Genomic DNA, 16793 nt, shown 5'->3' with positions numbered 1-16793 from the left:
GCGACCGCCGTCAGGGGGCCGCCGTGGCGAAGCTGTCCCACATGTCGCAGAGGTCCTTCTTCAGCCCGGCCTCCTGAGAGATGGTCATATCGAGGACGATGTTCTCGTCCGTCTCCGCGTCGTACCTCGGCCATTCGGCCGCATCTTCGCCGTTCGGGTCTCCGGTCTCCGCGTGGCGCGACCAGTACCCCATGATCGCCTGCGAGAGCTCGAGCTCGTCCTCGGTCAGCGGCTCCGACACGAGCAGCCCCGGGTTGCCGAACACGTACCGGATCTCGGCCGAATGGAAGGCGCCGAGGTCGCCGAGCAGCGAGCTCTCGGGCGCGTGGGTGAAGTGATAAAGATACGTCGCCGCGCCGCCGCTCGCGATGGCGCGCGCCGCGCGCCGCGTCGGGCACACGAACATCGAATCGCCCAGCGCCGCGGTCGCCGCCGCCTGCGCCGAGCCGTACGTGTCGCTCGGGTAATTCGCCACCACCTCTTCGCCGTGGCCGGGGGCGAGGCTGTCCGCGAACGTCACGAAATCGGCCTCGTCGGCGATCGTCGCGGTCTCGCCCCAGAGCGTGACGAAGAGCGAGCCCTCGTCGCCGTTGCTGCCGATGATCGTCGGCATCTTCTCGAAGCTCCCGGCCTCGAGGAGCTTGCCTGGCAGGTCGGGGAGGTTCCAGCCGTCGATGACCGGGAACCAGGTCGGGCCGGCGCCCACGAGGAAGGCTTCGCCCGGCGGGAGCGCGCTCATGACCTCCTCGGCCGGCTTGCCGCGCAGGCACTCGAGGACCGAAGGCGCGTCGGCGCAGCCCAGCGCCTCGACGAACTCCTGCCCCTGCGCCGTGGCCGTGGCCTCGTCCGCGGCGGAGTCGCACGGCCCGCTCTCGATGATGGCGCGCTGAAACAGGCCTTTGCTCGGCGGCGACACCAGGTGCATGCAGACGCTGATGCCGCCCGCGGACTCGCCGAACAGGGTGACCTTGCCCGGATCCCCGCCGAAGGCGCCGATGTTGGCCTTGACCCACTCGAGCGCGGCGCGCTGGTCCTCGAGGCCGTACGCGCCCGTCGAGGGGTGATCGGGATCCTCCGACCTGAGCTCCGGGAGGGCCAGGAACCCGAGCGGGCCGAGGCGGTAATTGAGGGTGACCACCACCGAGCCGGTCGTCTCGGAGAGGAGACGGCCGTCGTAATCGGCCTCCGCGCTGCTCCCCATCTCGAAGCCGCCGCCGTGAATCCAGACGAGGACGGGCAAGGACGAGGACGCCGGGCGCTCGGGCGTCCAGACGTTCAAGGTGAGGCAGTCCTCTCCCGAGCTCTCGTTGTAGCCGGGCGTGAGCAGGTTGAGCTGCGAGCAGGGGATGCCCACCTCCAGCGCCTTGCGCGGCTCGGTCCACGGCTCGTGCGGCGCGGGCGACTTCCAGCGCAGCTCGCCGACCGGCGGCGCTGCGTACGGAATGCCGAGGAAGGTGCGCGTCGCGCCGACGACCGCGCCCTCCACCGGACCCGCCTCCGTCTGGATGAGCAGGGAACCCGGCTCGCCGCCAGCGCCGCCGGAGCCGCCAGCGCCGCCGGAGCCGCCAGCGCCGCCGGAGCCGCCAGCGCCACCGGAGCCGCCGGCGCCGCCTGCGCCGCCGAGGCCACCCGGGGCGGGCTCACTCGAGCTGCAGGCAGCAGCGAGCAGGCCTAGGAGAATGGTGTACGACAATGAAAGTCGGAAGGGCATGGTCGTCTCCGTCGAGAGCAAGTCGAGAGTGCGGGACCGTGGGTAAAGCGGAGAGCACAGCGCCGAGGGAGAGCGGCGGACACGGCGACCGCGCTGGAGATGATGGAGCTCTTCGCCCGATTCCGCGAGCTCTACAAGTCGCGATCGTCGTCGGGCGAGCGCCGGGCGAGCGCCCGGCTTCAGCCGCCCTGCCGGCGGGCCGCGGCGACGCGCGCGACGAGCCGCTTCACCTCGGCCGCGTCCACCGGCTTGGTCAGGTGGTGGTCGAACCCCGCCTCGCGGGCCTGCCGCCGGTCGTCCTCCGTGCCCCAGCCGGTGAGCGCCACGAGGAAGAGGCCGCTCCGATCGGGCTCCGCCCGGAGGCGTCGGGCCACCTCGTAGCCGTTCATGCCCGGCAAGCCGATATCCAGGAACACGATGTCGGCGCCGAGCTCGCGGGTCGCGGTCAGCGCGTCAGGGCCGGTGTGGACCGCCCGTGTCTCGTGGCCCGATATCCGGAGGAGCAGGGCCAGGCTCTCCGCCCCGTCGACGCTGTCGTCCACGACGAGGATGCGGAGGGCGGCCGGGGGGGCGACGCTCGCAGGGCCGGCGAACGGTAGCCTCGGGGCGGCCTCCTCGGCGGCGGCGAGGGGGAGGCGGATCGTGAACGTGGAGCCGCGGCCGGCGCCGTCGCTCTCGGCGTGGATCGAGCCGCCGTGCAGCTCGACCAGGCGCTTCACGAGGGTGAGCCCGATCCCGAGGCCGCCCTGGGCCCGGTCGATCGAGCGGCCAACCTGGGTGAACATGTCGAACACGTTCGACAGCATGTCGGCCGGGATCCCAACCCCGTTGTCGGCGACCCGGACGACCACCGCGGCCCCGTCCCGCTGGGCAGCGAGCCGGATGCTGCCGCCAGCCGGGGTGTACTTGGCCGCGTTGTTGAGGAGGTTCGCGAACACCTGGGCGAGCCGGGTCGGGTCGGCGTCGAGCAGGAGAGGGGCCGGCGGGAGCCGGACCGCGAGCTCGTGCGCCGCCGCCTCGAGCAGCGGGCGGCTCGTCTCCAGGGCGCTGTTCAGGACGGCCCGGAGATCGATGCGCTCCTTCCGCAGCTCCACCTTGCCGCGGGTGATCCGGGAGACGTCGAGCAGGTCGTCCACCATGCGGACCATGTGCCCGACCTGCCGGTCCATCATATCCAGGATTTTGCGGGCCTGATCCGCGCTGCCGGCGACCTTGAGGATCTCGAGGCCGGTCCGGAGGGGGGCGAGCGGGTTCCGCAGCTCGTGGGCGAGCGTGGCGAGGAACTCGTCCTTCCGCCGGTCCTGGTCGCGGAGCTGGTCGTAGAGCTGGGCGTTTTCGATGGCGACGGACGCGATGTGCGCGAGCTGGACGAGGATCGCCTCGTCGCTCTCGGTGAACTCCCCGTCGCGCTTGTCGCAGAGGTGGATGAGGCCGAGGTTCTCGCCGCTCCGGCCGATGAACGGCGCGACAAGCCAGCCCCGCGTCGGCGGGCGCCTGCCGGCATCGCCGCTGACGAGCCCCCGGGGCAGGAGCGGCGGGAGGTCAACCTGGGTGGGGGGCGCCGCCGCTGCCGCAACCTGGGTGGGGGGTGCTGCCGCAACCTGGGTGGGGGGTGCTGCCGCAACCTGGGTGGGGGACGCCGCAACCTGGGTGGGGGGTGCTGCCGCGGGCTCAACCTGGTTGAGGTACGGCTGCCCCCGCAGCTCAACCTGGGTGAGCCACGCCGGGGGGGCCTCCAGCTCAACCTGGGTGAGCCGCACGGGACGGTTGGTACGGCAGACCACGGCATAGACGCCGTTTTCCTCGGACGGAACCGCCGGGCCACGCCGGCCGTCGTACCTCCCGGACATCGACACCGTGTTGACCGCCTGCGACCCGTCGATCCCAGCGTTCAGCCGGGTCACCGCCTGGTGCGCCCCGATGATCCGCCGGGCCTCCTCGGTGATCCCCTGGAGCACGCTGCCCAGGGACCCGGACGCATGGATGGTCAGCGCAGCGTCCGCCACCTGCTTGAGGAGCCGGCCCTGCTCCCGCTCCAGCTCGAGCAGCCGCGCCACCCGCTCCTCGTCGAGCTTGCGGGCGGTGACGTCGACCGTCACCCCGTCGAACCGCCGAGGGGTGCCGTCCGGCGCATAGGCGGTCCCGCCCAGCGCCCGGACCCACTTGAACGCCCCCGTGACAGGATCGACCGTCCGATAATCCATGTCATAGGGGATCCGCTCGCGGATCGACGCCTCGATGGCCCGTCGCGTCGGCTCCCGGTCGTCCGGGTGCAGCCGCTCGTAGAACGTGCCGATGGTCACCCGCGCGTCCGGCGGCAGCCAGAAATGCTCCTTCACCCGGTCGTCCCAGATCAGCTCGTCGAACGGCAGATCGCAGTACCAGAACCCGAGACCCGACAGCCGGACCGCATAGTCGAGCCGCTCGTCCCGCTCCCGCACGCTCCGGGCCGCCCGCGCCCGCTCGATGGCCTCCCAGCAGCGGCCGACCACCAGCCGCACGAGCCCGACCTCATCGGGCGTCCAGCGCCGCGGCACCTTCTGGTGGACCGCCATCGCCGCCGTGAACCGGCCGGACTTGTGCAACGGAACACAGATGACCGCCTGGATCTCCGTCGCCCGGTACGCCGCGAGGTCGCCCCCGGCCCTCGGGTCCGCGTCGACGTCGTCGATGACGTACGGCTCGTTCGCGAGCATGAGCCGCACCAGCTCGGGGCCGAAATCGGCGACCGGCCACCGGCCCACGATGCTCCGGACGCCCCGCGTGTGATCGCCCGTGATGACGAACACGCGCTCGTCCTCGACCTCCGCGTAGGCGCACCGGTCCACGCCGAGGTGCTCCGCGAGCAGGCGCGCCGTCACGGCCATGACCTCGCCGGGATCGACGAGCGGCTGGGTGGCCGCGGCCAGCTCGGCCAGGAATCGATGCCGGCCCTCGCTCTCCCGCAGCGCCTCGCTGGCCCGCCTCGCATCCCGCGCCTGGGCCAGGGCATGCACGGCCGTGGCGGCGAACCGCGACAGGCTGGAGACGAGCCGCGCGTCCTCGGCGTCGAACTTCCGCTCCTCGGAGTGCGCCATGACCCAGACCGTGCCGATCGGCGCGCCGCCGGCGTGGAACGGGACGGTCAGCGCCTCGACGATCGCAGGCTCCACGGCGGCGCCGGCCGCGAAGTGGCGGGCAGGGTACGGGCAGAGGAGCGCCGCGTCGCAGTCGACGACGGCGCCGCAGGGGCTCCCGCGCCGGGGCATCGTCCCACCGGCGTTATGCGCGAACGCCCCGGCGATGGCGACCCACCGGAACACCTCGCGGCCGTCCTCCACCTCGAGCACGCTGACGCCCGCCGAGTCGGCCCGGCAGAGCTCGAGGAGCAGCGACGCGAGCTTCGGGAGGACGTCCTCCAGCGACCCGGCCATCGCCGCGGCGATGGCGATCAGCGCCCGGTTCTCGGCCGCGTGATCGGGCAGCCGGGACGGGCGGAGGGCGAGCGCCTCGGCGGCCAGCATCTCGTCGATGCGGACCCCCGGAGGCGAGAGCGCGGCGGCGCCGTCGCAGCGCGGAAGGCTCATCGGCAGGGACGCTCCGCCCGATCCGAGCCGCGCCTGGACAGGGCGGGGACGCCGAGCACCTCGGGCGCCGGATCGGCCGAGATGGCGTCACGAAAATAGAGCAAGCTCGGCTTTGAATGCTGCATGCGTTTGGCGGACCTTGGTAAGGCGAAGGGCAGGCCACCGCAAGCCGTCGGCCGCGCGCGTCAACGAGATGACGCCGGAGGACGGCGCGCCGCGCCGGTGTCCGGAGCGTATCCGGAGGTTCGTTTGCCGGGAGCGCCGGAGAAACCATCCCGACCCGACCGGAACACGTCGGGACCAGCTCGGGGCCGAGCGGCCCAGAGCGACGAACTCAGCAGCTCTCGGCGCTCGGCTCGCTCGGCCTGGCGTTCTGATCCGGCGCTCACTCTGATAAGATGATCGTGGACCATGCTCGAGATCCTGCGCAATGCGCACTACACCGTGACGATCGATCCGGCGGCGCAGCTCGCGCGGGTGACGCGGAGCGCGGCGCCGTCCGAGTCTGCCATCCTGTTCGAGGAGCGGTGGATGGAGGTGAGCCGCGCGCTGGACCGCGCCGGCCGTAGCGGGCTGTGCCTGCTCGTCGACCTGCGCGAGGCGGTGGGGCGGAACGACCCGCTGTTCGAGGCGGCGATGCAGCGGGTGCGGCCAGCCGTGATGAGCGGCTTCCGCCGCGTCGCCGTCCTCGTGCGGACGACCGCGGGGGCGCTGCAGATTCAACGCCATGTCCGGGAAGACGGCATCGACCGGATGATCGGCAGCGACGAGGCCCAGCTGCTCGATTACCTCCGCGAGCGACGGCCGCGCTGCCGCTGACGCGGAGCGCGGCCGACACGGCCCCACGGGCGTGCGCCGCAGCGCCGCTTGTCATCATCATCGACGTGTCCTCCGTTCGGTCGTTTGCATCGCGATGTCCCCCCCTCCGGCGAAGTGGCCGCGATCCGAAGCCGCCGCAGGGCGAACGACGGCCACCCACGCTCCCTCGCAGCCCGGCCCCCCGACCGTGCCGCAGCACGCCCTCTGCAGTGCGCGCGCGTCGCGAGGGCGGCTCACCTTTTTTGACCGGCCGGAGACGATCCTCGTAACCGGTTGAAAACCAACCGCTTTCCCGGGCCAGCCGACGCGACGCCGGGGCGCGCCCTCGGCGGGCGCCCCGCCCGGCGAGGCGCGGCGCTCCGGGGAGGTGGCCAGTCGAAGACTGGGACGGAACTCCTCTGTTCGGCGCCGAGGCCCACGTCCTTATCAGGGTTGTACAACCCTCGTACTTCGGCTTTCCCGTTTGTTGCGCGATTCGCTTGTCAGCTTGCCAATCCGTCGTATAGTCAATTCGAGTCGCGTCCCCGCGGTCTGCCATCGATTCACGCGGGGTGTTGCAGCGCTCGTGTCGATCCGCCGGATCGGGGCACTGACCATCTCAGCTCTGCTCCGCTCCGGCGATGCCCTGGACGGCGTTTGTCGCCCAGGGGGGGGCCGGGCGCGAGGGGATGGGAATGTAGCCGGGTACGGCCGGCGCCGTACGAGCCGTCAACTCGACCGGATCGGCGTTCCACGTGTTTGGAGGGGGAGAGTGGTATGGAGACACAGATCGCTTACGGTATCGAGGATCGCGCTCGCAAGGACGCGCGGGCTCTTCAGCGGCTCGCCATCGCGCACGTGGTGAGCAGCTTCCAGACCGGCGGCGCCGAGCAGGTGGTCGTCGATCTCGCGGCGTCCCAGCGCGCCGCGGGCCATGACGTGCTGGCGGTCGCGGTCGCCGAGGACCCGGACGGGCCGCGCGCGGAGCAGCTCCGGCGGCGCGGGGTCGAGGTGTGCCTCGTGCCGAAGGGCCCCGGGTTCGACAGGACGCTGACCGCCCGCCTCGCCGCGCTGTTCGCGACGAAGGGCGTCATGCTCGTCCACGCGCACAACCAGCTGTCGCTCATCTACGCGGCGCCCGCCGGGTGGCTGCACCGGGTCCCGGTCATCCACACGAAGCACGGCGTGTCCCAGGACATGGAAGGAGGAAGGTGGCTGCGCACCGCCGCGTCCGCGTTCGTCGACGCCCACGTCGCGGTGTCGCAGCCGACCGCCGCGGCCGTCCTCGGCCGGCGTGAGGTCGACCCGCCGAAGCTGCATGTCGTGCCGAACGGCATCGATCTGTCGCGGTTCGCGCCGGATCCGGCGGCGAGGGCCCGGGTGAGGGCCGAGCTCGCGATCCCGCAGGACGCCTTCGTCGTCGGGAGCGTGGGGCGCCTCTCTCCCGTGAAGAACCACGCGCTCCTCGTGCGCGCCGCCGCGCGGGCGCTGCCCCGGAGCGGGCGGCTCCTCCTCGTCGGCGACGGCCCCGAGCGCGGGCGGCTCGTCGCCCTCGCGCGCGAGCTCGGCGTGTCCGATCGCGCGCTGTTCGCCGGGGAGCGCCACGACGTGCCGGCGCTCCTCGCCGCGCTCGACGTGTTCGCGCTGCCGTCCCTGTCCGAGGGCCTGCCGCTCGCGCTCCTCGAGGCCATGGCGGCGGGGCTGCCGGCCGTCGCCACCGACGTGGGCGGCGTGTCCACCGCGCTCGTCGACGGTGAGACGGGCTTCCTCGTGCCCTCCGGCGAGGCCGCGCCCCTCGCCGCGCGGCTCGCGGAGCTCGCGGCCGATCCCGCGCTCGTCGCGCAGATGGGCCGGCGCGGCCGCGCGATCGCCCTCCGGCGCTACTCCGCCGCCCGGATGGCCGAGCGCTACATGGCGCTCTACGAGCTGCTGCTCGCGCGGCACACGCAGCGCCCCGCCGCCGTCCGCCCGAGCTCCGTGCTCGCCTGGGTCTGGGGCGCGAGCCAGAGGGCGCGCCAGATCTCCGCCGCTCCGGGCCACGGCGACGGCCGTCCCTCCGGCGATCCGCCACCGCCGCCGTCGCCGGCCGCGCTGGCGAGCTGAGCGGCCGCCGGCGCGCCGCCGTCATCGATCGTTCTTTTCGTAAGGCTCTCGTGGGGGGAGGACTCATGTCGAACGTGGTGAAATGGCTCTCGGATCTCCTGGCCGCGCCGTGGGCGGCGCGGCCGTTCACGCGGATGATGCGCGGGCGCGTGACCATCATCGTCATGCACCGGCTCGCGGACCCGGCGCGCGGCATCGCGGGCGTCGATCCGCGCGATCTCCGGCGCGCGCTCGAGTTCCTGAGGAAGGAGCGGTATCCGATCGTGTCGCTCGAGCGGGTCTTCCGGAGCCTCGCGGGCGAGGCGGCGCCCGTCGACCGGGCCGTCGCCTTCACGATGGATGACGGCACGAGCGACCAGGCGACGGTCGCCGCGCCGATCTTCGCGGAGTTCGATTGTCCGGCGACCATCTTCGTCGTGACCGGCTATCTGGACGGCGAGCTGTGGTGCTGGTGGCACCGCGTGGAGCACGTGTTCGAGTCGACGCGGCGCCGCGAGCTCAGCGTCATGATCGCCGGCCTCCGCCACGTCATCCGCCTGGACGAGGGCGTGCCGCGAGCGCACCTCGCGCGGCGCTTCATGGAGCAGTGCAAGCGCGTCCCCGAGATCGAGAAGCTCCGCGCCATCGAGCGGCTCGCCGCCGCCGCCGAGGTCGAGCTCCCGGCGCGCCCGCCCGCGCGTTACGCGCCGATGTCGTGGGACGACGTCCGCGCGTGCGAGGCGCGCGGCATCACGTTCGGCCCGCACACGGTCACCCATCCGGTGCTCTCCAGGACGAGCGACGCGCAGTCGAAGCGCGAGATCGTCGTGTCCTGGGCGCGCCTGTGCGCCGAGGCCAGGCGCCCGGTCCCCATCTTCTGTTATCCGAACGGGCATGTAGGGACGGATTTCGGTCCTCGCGAGTGCGCCACGCTGCGCCGCCTCGGCTTCCTGGGGGCCGTGACCAACTCGCCTTGCGACCACGCGACCGTCGCGGGATTCCAGAGCTCGCCGGACGCGCAGTACTCGGTGCCCCGGGTCGACTTCGGCGCGGATCACCGGAGCTTCATCCACTCGGTGTCGGGCGTCCTGCGGACGAAGCAGCTGCTCAAGCGGCACGTCGCCTGGCGGGGCGCGGCCGCGCCGGCCGATCCGGGCCTGTCGCCCGAAGGCCCTCAGGGCGACAACCGCGGCCCGTCGACCTCGCTGTTCGAGTGATCATGGACCGACAGGACATCGACGCCATCCGCTTCTCCCCCGAGCGCCCCCCGGCGCTCGTGCTGGGGGACATCACCCTGGTCCGGCCGCTCGGGATGGCTGGAATCCCGGTCATCGCGGCGACGAAGGATCGGTCGGACGCGGTCCTCTGCTCGCGCCACGTGAGCGCCGCCTGCGTCGTTCCCGGCTTCGACGAGGCGAGCCGGGACGCGTCCGCGGCCGTCTTGCTGGGCCTCGGGGAGCGGCTCCACCGGGCGCTCGGGCGCAAGATCCCGCTCTTCTACGGCACGGACCCGCAGCTCGAGCTCGTCTACCGCCACCGGGCGGCGCTCGCGCGGCACTTCCTCTTTCTCCTCAACGAGGAGGACGTGTGCTGGTCGCTGCTCGACAAGGAGGGGTTTTACGGCCTCTGCGAGGCGAAGGGCGTCCTCGCGCCGCGCACGCTGCGGCCCGGCGGCGATCTGGCGCGGCTGCGCGAGCCGCTGCTCGTGAAGCCGCGCCGCAAGTCCGCCTGGGCCGAGATCCAGCGCGACCTCCTCGGCGGCGCGGGGAAGGCGCGCTGCTTCGGCACGCGCGCCGAGCTGCTCGCGCACCCGCACTTCGAGCGCTTCAAGCGCGACCTCATCGTCCAGGAGCACATCCCGGGCGGCGTCGTCGATCTCGTGTCGTTCCACGGGTTCGCCGACGAGCGGCGGGAGCTGCTCGCGTGGTTCTGCGGGCGCAAGCTCCGCACCTACCCGGCCTTCGCCGGCGAGAGCGCCCTCGTCGAGGTCACGGACGACGGCGGCGTCGCCGCGGCCGGGCGCGAGGTCGCCGGGAAGCTCGGGCTCAAGGGGCCGTTCAAGATCGACCTCGTGCGCGACGCGAGGAGCGGCGCGCTCTACACGCTCGAGGTCAACGCCCGGTACACCCTGTGGAACCACGTGGGCGCCGCGGCGGGCGTCAACCTGCCGCGCGTCGCGTACGATTACCTGGTCGAGGGCCGCCGCCCGGCCGAGGCGCCGCGCGCCGCCGCGGGCTACCGCTGGCTCGACGTCTACCGCGTCTACCGCGCGTTCCGGGAGCAGCGCGGCGGCGCGTCCCTCGCGACCTGGCTCGGCGCGGTCGCGGGGGCGCCCACGGTCTACGACGCCTTCGCTTGGGACGACCCGAGGCCCTTCGCGCGATGGGCCAGCACATTCCTCACACGAAAGGTGGCGCGCCATGCTTTACGGGATCATCGCGGACGTTCACGGTAACCTCGAGGCCCTCTCGGCCGTGCAGGCGTTCCTCGCGGAGCGGGGCGTCGAGCACCTGCTCTGCCTCGGGGACATCGTCGGATACAACGCCGACTCGGACGCGTGCGTGCGCCTGCTCGGGCGGCCGCCGGTCCTCGCGATCGCGGGCAACCACGACCTCGTCGCGATCGGGCGGATCGACGTCGAGCGCTGCGGCGCGAAGGCCGCCTTCGCGCTCCGGCGCACGCGCGCCGCGCTCTCCGTGGACAGCAAGCGGGCGCTCGCCCTCTTGCCCAGGCGGCGCCTCATCGAGGGAGAGATCGTCCTCATTCATGGCGGCGTCGACGATACGTGCGAATACATGACGAGCCCCGCGCACATCGAGGAGAACGCGCGGCTCCTCGGCGAGCGCGAGCCCAGCGGGCGCATCTGCTTCTTCGGGCACACCCACGTCCAGGCGCTCTACGAGGTCGAGGCGGGCGTCGCGACGCTGCGGTCGGCCTGCGAGCGCGTCTCGCTCGACCGCGCGCGGGGCAGGCGCTTCTTCATCAACCCCGGCTCGGTCGACGCGGCCCGGAGGCGCGACAAGCTCGCCGAGTTCGCCATCTTCGACTCGTCGCGACAGGACATCTGGTTTCACCGGGTCCGTTACGATCACGAGCGCGCCGAGCGACGCGCCGCCGAGGAGGGATATCGAATGACGTGGCTGGACAAGCATTTCGGCGCGGCGCGCGGGGCGATCGCCCAGCTGCGGCCGCGATGGCGCTGAGGGGCGGCGATGCCGCCGCGCCGCGCCGCGCGAGGGGGCGGCGCGGCGCGGCGGGCACGGGGGATGGTGGCCGGATTTGAACATGAAGGCGGGAAGGCGGGAAGAAAAGATCAATGATCTTCCTGCCTTCCCGCCTTCATGCGAATCACTCAGGGGGAGGGGAGCTCGATGGGAACGATGCGGAGGGGGAGATGCTGCGGTTTCACCTGGTGACCGAGGTCGCCGAGCTCGCCGCGATGCGGGCGGCGTGGGAAGATCTGATGAGGCGGAGCGACATGGACGAGCCGATGCTCGCGCCGGACTGGATGCTCGCCTGGTGGCGGGTGTTCGGGGCGCAGGGCCGCGCGCTGCGCGCCGCGCTGTTCTTCGACGGGCCCCGCCTGGTCGGCCTCGCGCCGCTGCTCGAGCGCCGCTGCCGGCACAGCAGCGGCATCCCGTTCCGCCGGCTGGAGCTCCTCGCCTCGGGCGAGGACCCGGCCGACGAGATCTGCTCCTGCAATCTCGGGGTCATCGCCGAGCGGGGCGCCGAGGCCGACGTCGCGCACGCGCTCGCCGGCGCGCTCACGGGCGCGGCGCTGGGCGCGTGGGACGAGCTCGTCCTGCCGGCCATGCGCACCGACGGCGCGCTCCCCGTGATGCTCGCGCGTGCGCTCCGGCAGCACGGCATCGACGCGCGGATCGAGGTCACGGACGCCTCTCCCTACATCCCGCTGCCGTCCAGCTGGGAGGTGTACCTGCGCGCGCTCTCCGCGTCGCGCCGTTACCTCGTGCGCCGCTCGATGCGCGACCTCGAGGCGTGGGCGGGCGGCGCGCTGACGTTCGAGCGGGCGACGACGCGGGCGGAGCTCGCCCGGGCGCGGGAGATCCTGCTCCGCCTGCACGCCGAGCGCTGGTCGGCCGACGGGCGCGCGGGCGTCTTCGCCTCGCCGCGCTTCCGCGCGTTCCACGACGAGGTGATGCCCGCGATGCTCGAGCGCGGCGCCCTCGATCTCGCGTGGCTCTCGGCGCGCGGCGAGCCCGTCGCGGCGCTCTACAACCTCGTCTGGAACAACAAGATCTACTTCTACCAGTGCGGGCGCAGGGTCGACCTGCCGAAGGGGCTCCGGCCCGGGATCGTGGTGCACGCGTACGCCATCCGCGCCGCGATCGAGGCGGGGCGGCGCGAGTACGATTTTCTGGACAGCCCCTGCCAGTACAAGCTGGCGCTGTCGCTTTCGGCGCGGCCGCTCGTCGAGCTCCGGGCGGCGCGGCCCTCGGTGAACGACAGCGCCCGCCGCGCCGCGGAGCTCGCCGCGCACGAGCTCCGCGTGATGAAGCGGCGCGTGCTCGCCACGTGGCGCGCCGCCGCCCGGTCGCTCCGCCCCGACCCGGCGGACCCGCCGGCGCCCCCGCGCGCAGCGCCGGCGACCGCCGCGGCCGACGGCGCCGCCGCGGCCGGTGGCGCCGCCGCGGCCGGTGGCGCCGCCGCGGCCGACGGCGCGAGCCCCCGGCCGGCGGCGCGGGAGCGCGCCGCGTCGTCATGAGCCGCTTGTCCGGGCGCGGGGATGCTCGATCTCTGCGGTGCTCCGCGTGGCGCGTGGCGCCCCCCGGCGCGGCTCAGAGGCCGACGGTGGCGCGGAAGAACTGGCCCTCTCCCTCGATGGCGTAGCTCCCCGAGGCGAACGGGACGAAGACCGAGCCGCCCTGGCGGAGGCCCTGTGCGGCGCCGCGCGCGTCGACCAGCGACGCCTGTCCCCGGGTGCACAGCACGATCTCGGGGCCGCGCCGGTCGTCGGTCCGCCACGATGACGCGGCGTCGAGCTCGATGCGCGAGAGCCGGAACTCCGGTGCCGGGGTGTCGTAGATGGACTCCGCGCCGGCCCGGCGCGGCGCGACGGGCTCGACGCGCCACGGGGAGAAGTCGAGGACGCGCAGGAGCTCGCCGACGTCGACGTGCTTCGGCGTGAGCCCGCCGCGCAGCACGTTGTCGGAGCTCGCCATGATCTCGATCCCGACCCCCTGCACGTAGGCGTGCAGCCGGCGCGGCGGCAGGTACAGCGCCTCGCCCGGCTCGAGGTGCACGTCGTTCAGCAGGAGCGCGATCACGACGCCGACGTCGCCCGGGTAGAGCTCGTGCAGGCGCAGCGCCCAGCCCGCGGCGCGCGCGAGCGGCCCGCCCGCCTCGGCGCGGGCCCGGCACGCCTCGACCACGGCGGACACGACCTCCCGCCGCGCCGCCGGCCCGAGCGCGAGCAGGCCCTCGACGAGCCGCGCGACCGCGGCCGCGTCGACGGGCCCGCTGCCGCGCGGGACGAGCGCGTCGCCCGGGCCGCCGGCGAGGAGCGCGAACGCGTCCGCCAGGGCCTCGGCCGGCCGGAAGCCGCAGAGCGCGTCGAACGGGGTGAGCGCGCAGATGAGCTCGGGCTTGTGGTGCGGGTCGCGGTAGGTGCGCTCGGGCGCGTCGACCGGGACGCCGGCCGCGTTCTCCGCGTCGAACCCGCGCCGCGCCTGCGCCTCGTCCGGGTGCGCCTGCAGCGACAGCGGCTGGTCGGCCGCGAGCACCTTGAGCAGAAACGGGAGCCGCGCGCCGAAGCGATCGCGCGTCGGCGCGCCCAGGAAGGCGTCCGCGTGCCTGGGGATGGCGTCGATCAGGCGCTCGCGGCCTCCGTCGAGCTCGACGATCGAGGAGGCCGCCGGGTGGGCGCCCATCCAGAGCTCGGCCTGCGGCTTGTCGGAGGGTCCCTGTCCGAGCAGCGCCGCGATGGCCTCCCGCGAGCCCCAGGCATACTCCTGAACACGGTTCTCGAGCGCAAACATGGATAGCTCCTGCGGCGGCACCCTACCGGATGGCCCCGGGGAAGTCAGCCCTTGAGCGCGTGGGCGATGCCGCTCTCCAGCGTCGACCGCGTGACAAGGCCGCTGAGATCGGCGCCGAGCTCGACGCGCGCGGCTGTCGGGGGCGTCATGCACGGGAAGCGAGAGGTCCTTGGGGGCGTGGGACGCGCTTCGGGCTCGCGCTGCTCGGCGGCTCTCGGCTCAGCGTCTGACGCGGCGCGCGTCTCCGGCTTTACGCGGTCCGGCGTGCGCCCTAGGCTCGGCGAATGATCACGACCAAGAACGACGCGCGGCTCTCACCTATCCTTGCGAGGCTGCGCGACGCTGCGCTGGCCTATCCCGAGGCGGTGGAGGAGTTCCCCTGGGGCGATCGCGTGGCCAAGGTGCGCGGGAAGATCTTCGTCTTCCTCAACCTCCACGAAGGGAAGCTCGTCGTGACCGCGAAGCTGCCGCAGTCGGGCGAGGCCGCGCTCCTGCTGCCGTTCGCGGCGCCGACCGGGTACAACCTCGGCAAGAGCGGGTGGGTGACAGCGCGCTTCGGTCCGAAGGACCGCGTGCCCGAGGCGATGCTGCTCGAGTGGATCGAGGAGAGCTACCGCGCGGTGACGCCGCAGCGAGCGTTGCGGGCGAAGGAGGAGGGGGCGACGGGGAAGGGGTCGAGGGCGAGTGAGCGAGAGGGGAAGGGGAAGAAGGGGGGGGCGGCGAAGAAGGGGGTTGTGAAGGGGGTTGTGGCGAAGAAGGGGGCTGCGGCCGGGGAGAAGGTTGCGGCGAAGAAGGGGGCTGCGGCCGGGGAGAAGGTTGTGGCGAAGAAGGGGCCTGCGGCGAAGAAGGGGCCTGCGGCGAAGAAGGGGGTTGTGGCGAAGAAGGGGCCTGCGGCGAAGAAGGGGGCTGCGGCGAACAAGGCGGCGAGGGGAGAGCCCTCGCCGGGGAAGAAGACGCTTCCGGCGCAGAGAATGCAGCCCACTCGGAAGTAGTCTCAGGGCTTTCTGCGCGCGCGTTGCGAGCCTCCAGGTTGAAAATCAATTCAGCTCGGAGGCTGTCGGCAGCCTCCAGGTTGAAAATCAATTCAGCTCGGAGCCTGTCGGCAGCCTCCAGGTTGAAAATCAATTCAGCCCGGAGCCTGTCGGGAGCTGTTTTGTGTAATATATCATACAATCTTCCGCCCCGACGTGCCTCAGAGGCCCCCGGTGTGGGATGACGGATCCGTCTGGGCTATCTTGGCGCGCCATGGCCGCGACCGCTTCGACCCTCGCCGATGCGCTGCTCCTCGACGCCTCCGCCCGTTGACGGCAGGGTCCACCCACACCCACGGAACCACCTCGATGCCCCAGCGCGCGCCATCCACGGAATCCCCCTCCGCCCCTTCGGGCCCAGCCGCCCTCCGTCCGCCCCCGCGGCGCTGGCGCCGTCTCCGGGCCGTCGTGCTCGCCGCCGCCGTGCTCTACCTCCTCGTGGTCGTCGCGGTCTGGCTCGCCCTGCCCATCCTGGGCGACCGCTTTTGGCCCGCGACGCTCTTCCTCTTCGGCCCGCGCCAGGTCATCGCCCTCCCGCTGCTCATCATCGTCCCCGCCGCGCTCTTGCTCCAGCGCCGCGCCCTCATCCCCGCGGCGCTGGCGGCGGCTATCGTGGTCGGGCCCATCCTCGGGTATTGCCTCTCGCTCCGGGCGCTCACCGGCGGATCGGGCCGCGGGGACTTGCGCGTCGCGTCCTTCAACACGGGGAGCCGCGCCATGAGCATGGAGCGACTCAAGGCCTTCGTGGCCGAGTCCCGGCCCGACGTGCTCGCCCTGCAGGAGTGCTCGATTCCCGAGCCCGATCTGACAGCCGCCTTCCCGGGGTGGTCCGTCCACGTCGACCGCGGCATGTGCCTCGTGAGCCGGTATCCGGTCCTCAAGGCCGAGTCGAGAGATCGTAACGACGTCTGGCGCGCCGGCGGGCACGGCGCCATCCTCCGCTACGCGATCGCGCTGCCGGATCGCGCGACCCCCGGCGCTCCGCACCACGCTCCCGTTCCGGCCGCCGCTACCGCTACCGCTGCCGCTGCCGCGGGCGCGCCCGACGCGCCCGGCGCGCCAGACGCGCCGCGGCCGGGCGCGCAGGCGGCGACCGGGGCGCGCACCTTCAGCCTCTTCAACCTGCACCTGGAGACGCCGCGCGAGGCGATCGAGGCGCTGATGCACGGCCTCTGGAAGCAGGCCGCGGAGCACGACCGCGTCATCGCGCTGCGCGCGTGGGAGTCCGAGCTCGCGCGACAATGGGTCGACGAGGCGCCCTATCCGGCCGTCATCGTCGGCGACCTCAACATGCCGGTCGACAGCGCCATCTACCGGCGCTTCTGGTCGGGCTTCGAGAACGCGTTCTCCCGCGCCGGGCTGGGGTTCGGCGCGACGAAGCGGACGCGCTGGTTCGGCATCCGCATCGACCACGTGCTCGCCGGGCCGGGCTGGACCACCGAGCGCGCCTGGATCGGCCCGGACCTCGGCTCGGACCACCTCCCCATCCTCGCCGACCTGCGCTGGACCGGCAGCCCGCACGAGGGGGCGCCCTGAAGTTCAGCAACTTCGGTCAGGCACGGCCGGCACCCCCTCGTTATCCTGTCGCTCGCCGAGGAGGACACCG

11 protein-coding genes are annotated in these 16793 nt (G+C 72.9%); 8 read left to right on the top strand and 3 right to left on the bottom strand.

Going from position 1 to position 16793, the window contains the following annotated elements:
* Positions 1–10 precede the first annotated feature (10 nt).
* A complete protein-coding gene (locus tag WMF26_RS28075) occupies positions 11–1711 on the bottom strand; it encodes a carboxylesterase/lipase family protein (RefSeq protein WP_437995179.1) in 1701 nt (566 codons plus the stop codon).
* A 179-nt stretch (positions 1712–1890) separates the two neighbouring features.
* Positions 1891–5277: a GAF domain-containing protein gene (locus tag WMF26_RS28070; RefSeq protein WP_437995178.1), complete on the bottom strand. Its 3387-nt coding sequence runs from the start codon at positions 5275–5277 to the stop codon at positions 1891–1893.
* 411 nt (positions 5278–5688) lie between these two features.
* On the opposite strand from WMF26_RS28070, the gene WMF26_RS28065 reads away from it, so the two are divergent.
* From WMF26_RS28065 to WMF26_RS28040, 6 genes are all read left to right on the top strand, one after another.
* On the top strand, positions 5689–6096 hold the full coding sequence (locus tag WMF26_RS28065; protein WP_437995177.1) for a hypothetical protein: 408 nt from the start codon (positions 5689–5691) through the stop codon (positions 6094–6096).
* A gap of 756 nt (positions 6097–6852) precedes the next feature.
* Positions 6853–8178 carry a glycosyltransferase gene (locus WMF26_RS28060; RefSeq protein WP_437995176.1) on the top strand — a complete coding sequence of 442 codons (1326 nt, stop codon included), beginning with the start codon at positions 6853–6855 and terminating at the stop codon, positions 8176–8178.
* 65 nt (positions 8179–8243) lie between these two features.
* Positions 8244–9374 (top strand): polysaccharide deacetylase family protein, encoded by a 1131-nt coding sequence (locus WMF26_RS28055; RefSeq protein WP_437995175.1) that lies wholly within the window; start codon positions 8244–8246, stop codon positions 9372–9374.
* 2 nt (positions 9375–9376) lie between these two features.
* Positions 9377–10612: a carboxylate--amine ligase gene (locus tag WMF26_RS28050; protein WP_437995174.1), complete on the top strand. Its 1236-nt coding sequence runs from the start codon at positions 9377–9379 to the stop codon at positions 10610–10612.
* Complete coding sequence (locus WMF26_RS28045) at positions 10578–11360, top strand: metallophosphoesterase family protein (protein WP_437995173.1); 783 nt, start codon at positions 10578–10580, stop codon at positions 11358–11360. The genes WMF26_RS28050 and WMF26_RS28045 overlap by 35 nt, the downstream gene beginning before the upstream one ends.
* Before the next feature lie 191 nt (positions 11361–11551).
* Positions 11552–12883 carry a GNAT family N-acetyltransferase gene (locus WMF26_RS28040; RefSeq protein ID WP_437995172.1) on the top strand — a complete coding sequence of 444 codons (1332 nt, stop codon included), beginning with the start codon at positions 11552–11554 and terminating at the stop codon, positions 12881–12883.
* 73 nt (positions 12884–12956) lie between these two features.
* Here the strand turns inward: WMF26_RS28040 and manA are convergent, their stop codons facing one another.
* Positions 12957–14156, bottom strand: coding sequence for a mannose-6-phosphate isomerase, class I (manA, locus tag WMF26_RS28035; protein ID WP_437995171.1), 1200 nt, complete (start codon positions 14154–14156; stop codon positions 12957–12959).
* A 284-nt stretch (positions 14157–14440) separates the two neighbouring features.
* On the opposite strand from manA, the gene WMF26_RS28030 reads away from it, so the two are divergent.
* On the top strand, positions 14441–15148 hold the full coding sequence (locus WMF26_RS28030) for an MmcQ/YjbR family DNA-binding protein (protein ID WP_437995170.1): 708 nt from the start codon (positions 14441–14443) through the stop codon (positions 15146–15148).
* Positions 15149–15595: 447 nt separating this feature from the next.
* Positions 15596–16723, top strand: coding sequence for an endonuclease/exonuclease/phosphatase family protein (locus tag WMF26_RS28025; protein ID WP_437995169.1), 1128 nt, complete (start codon positions 15596–15598; stop codon positions 16721–16723).
* Positions 16724–16793: the final 70 nt, after the last annotated feature.

This window comes from Sorangium sp. So ce185 (assembly GCF_051526825.1).
Lineage (GTDB): Bacteria > Myxococcota_A > Polyangia > Polyangiales > Polyangiaceae > Sorangium > Sorangium cellulosum_D.
The sequence above is the reverse complement of the archived record's forward strand: the minus strand, read 5'-3'. Positions and strand labels throughout refer to the sequence as shown.

Coding starts and splice junctions, on each gene's coding strand:
- WMF26_RS28075 (WP_437995179.1), bottom strand. CDS start 1,711: ATGCCCTTCCGACTTTCATTGTCGTACACCATTCTCCTAGGCCTGCTC.
- WMF26_RS28070 (WP_437995178.1), bottom strand. CDS start 5,277: ATGAGCCTTCCGCGCTGCGACGGCGCCGCCGCGCTCTCGCCTCCGGGG.
- WMF26_RS28065 (WP_437995177.1), top strand. CDS start 5,689: ATGCTCGAGATCCTGCGCAATGCGCACTACACCGTGACGATCGATCCG.
- WMF26_RS28060 (WP_437995176.1), top strand. CDS start 6,853: ATGGAGACACAGATCGCTTACGGTATCGAGGATCGCGCTCGCAAGGAC.
- WMF26_RS28055 (WP_437995175.1), top strand. CDS start 8,244: ATGTCGAACGTGGTGAAATGGCTCTCGGATCTCCTGGCCGCGCCGTGG.
- WMF26_RS28050 (WP_437995174.1), top strand. CDS start 9,377: ATGGACCGACAGGACATCGACGCCATCCGCTTCTCCCCCGAGCGCCCC.
- WMF26_RS28045 (WP_437995173.1), top strand. CDS start 10,578: ATGCTTTACGGGATCATCGCGGACGTTCACGGTAACCTCGAGGCCCTC.
- WMF26_RS28040 (WP_437995172.1), top strand. CDS start 11,552: ATGCTGCGGTTTCACCTGGTGACCGAGGTCGCCGAGCTCGCCGCGATG.
- manA (WP_437995171.1), bottom strand. CDS start 14,156: ATGTTTGCGCTCGAGAACCGTGTTCAGGAGTATGCCTGGGGCTCGCGG.
- WMF26_RS28030 (WP_437995170.1), top strand. CDS start 14,441: ATGATCACGACCAAGAACGACGCGCGGCTCTCACCTATCCTTGCGAGG.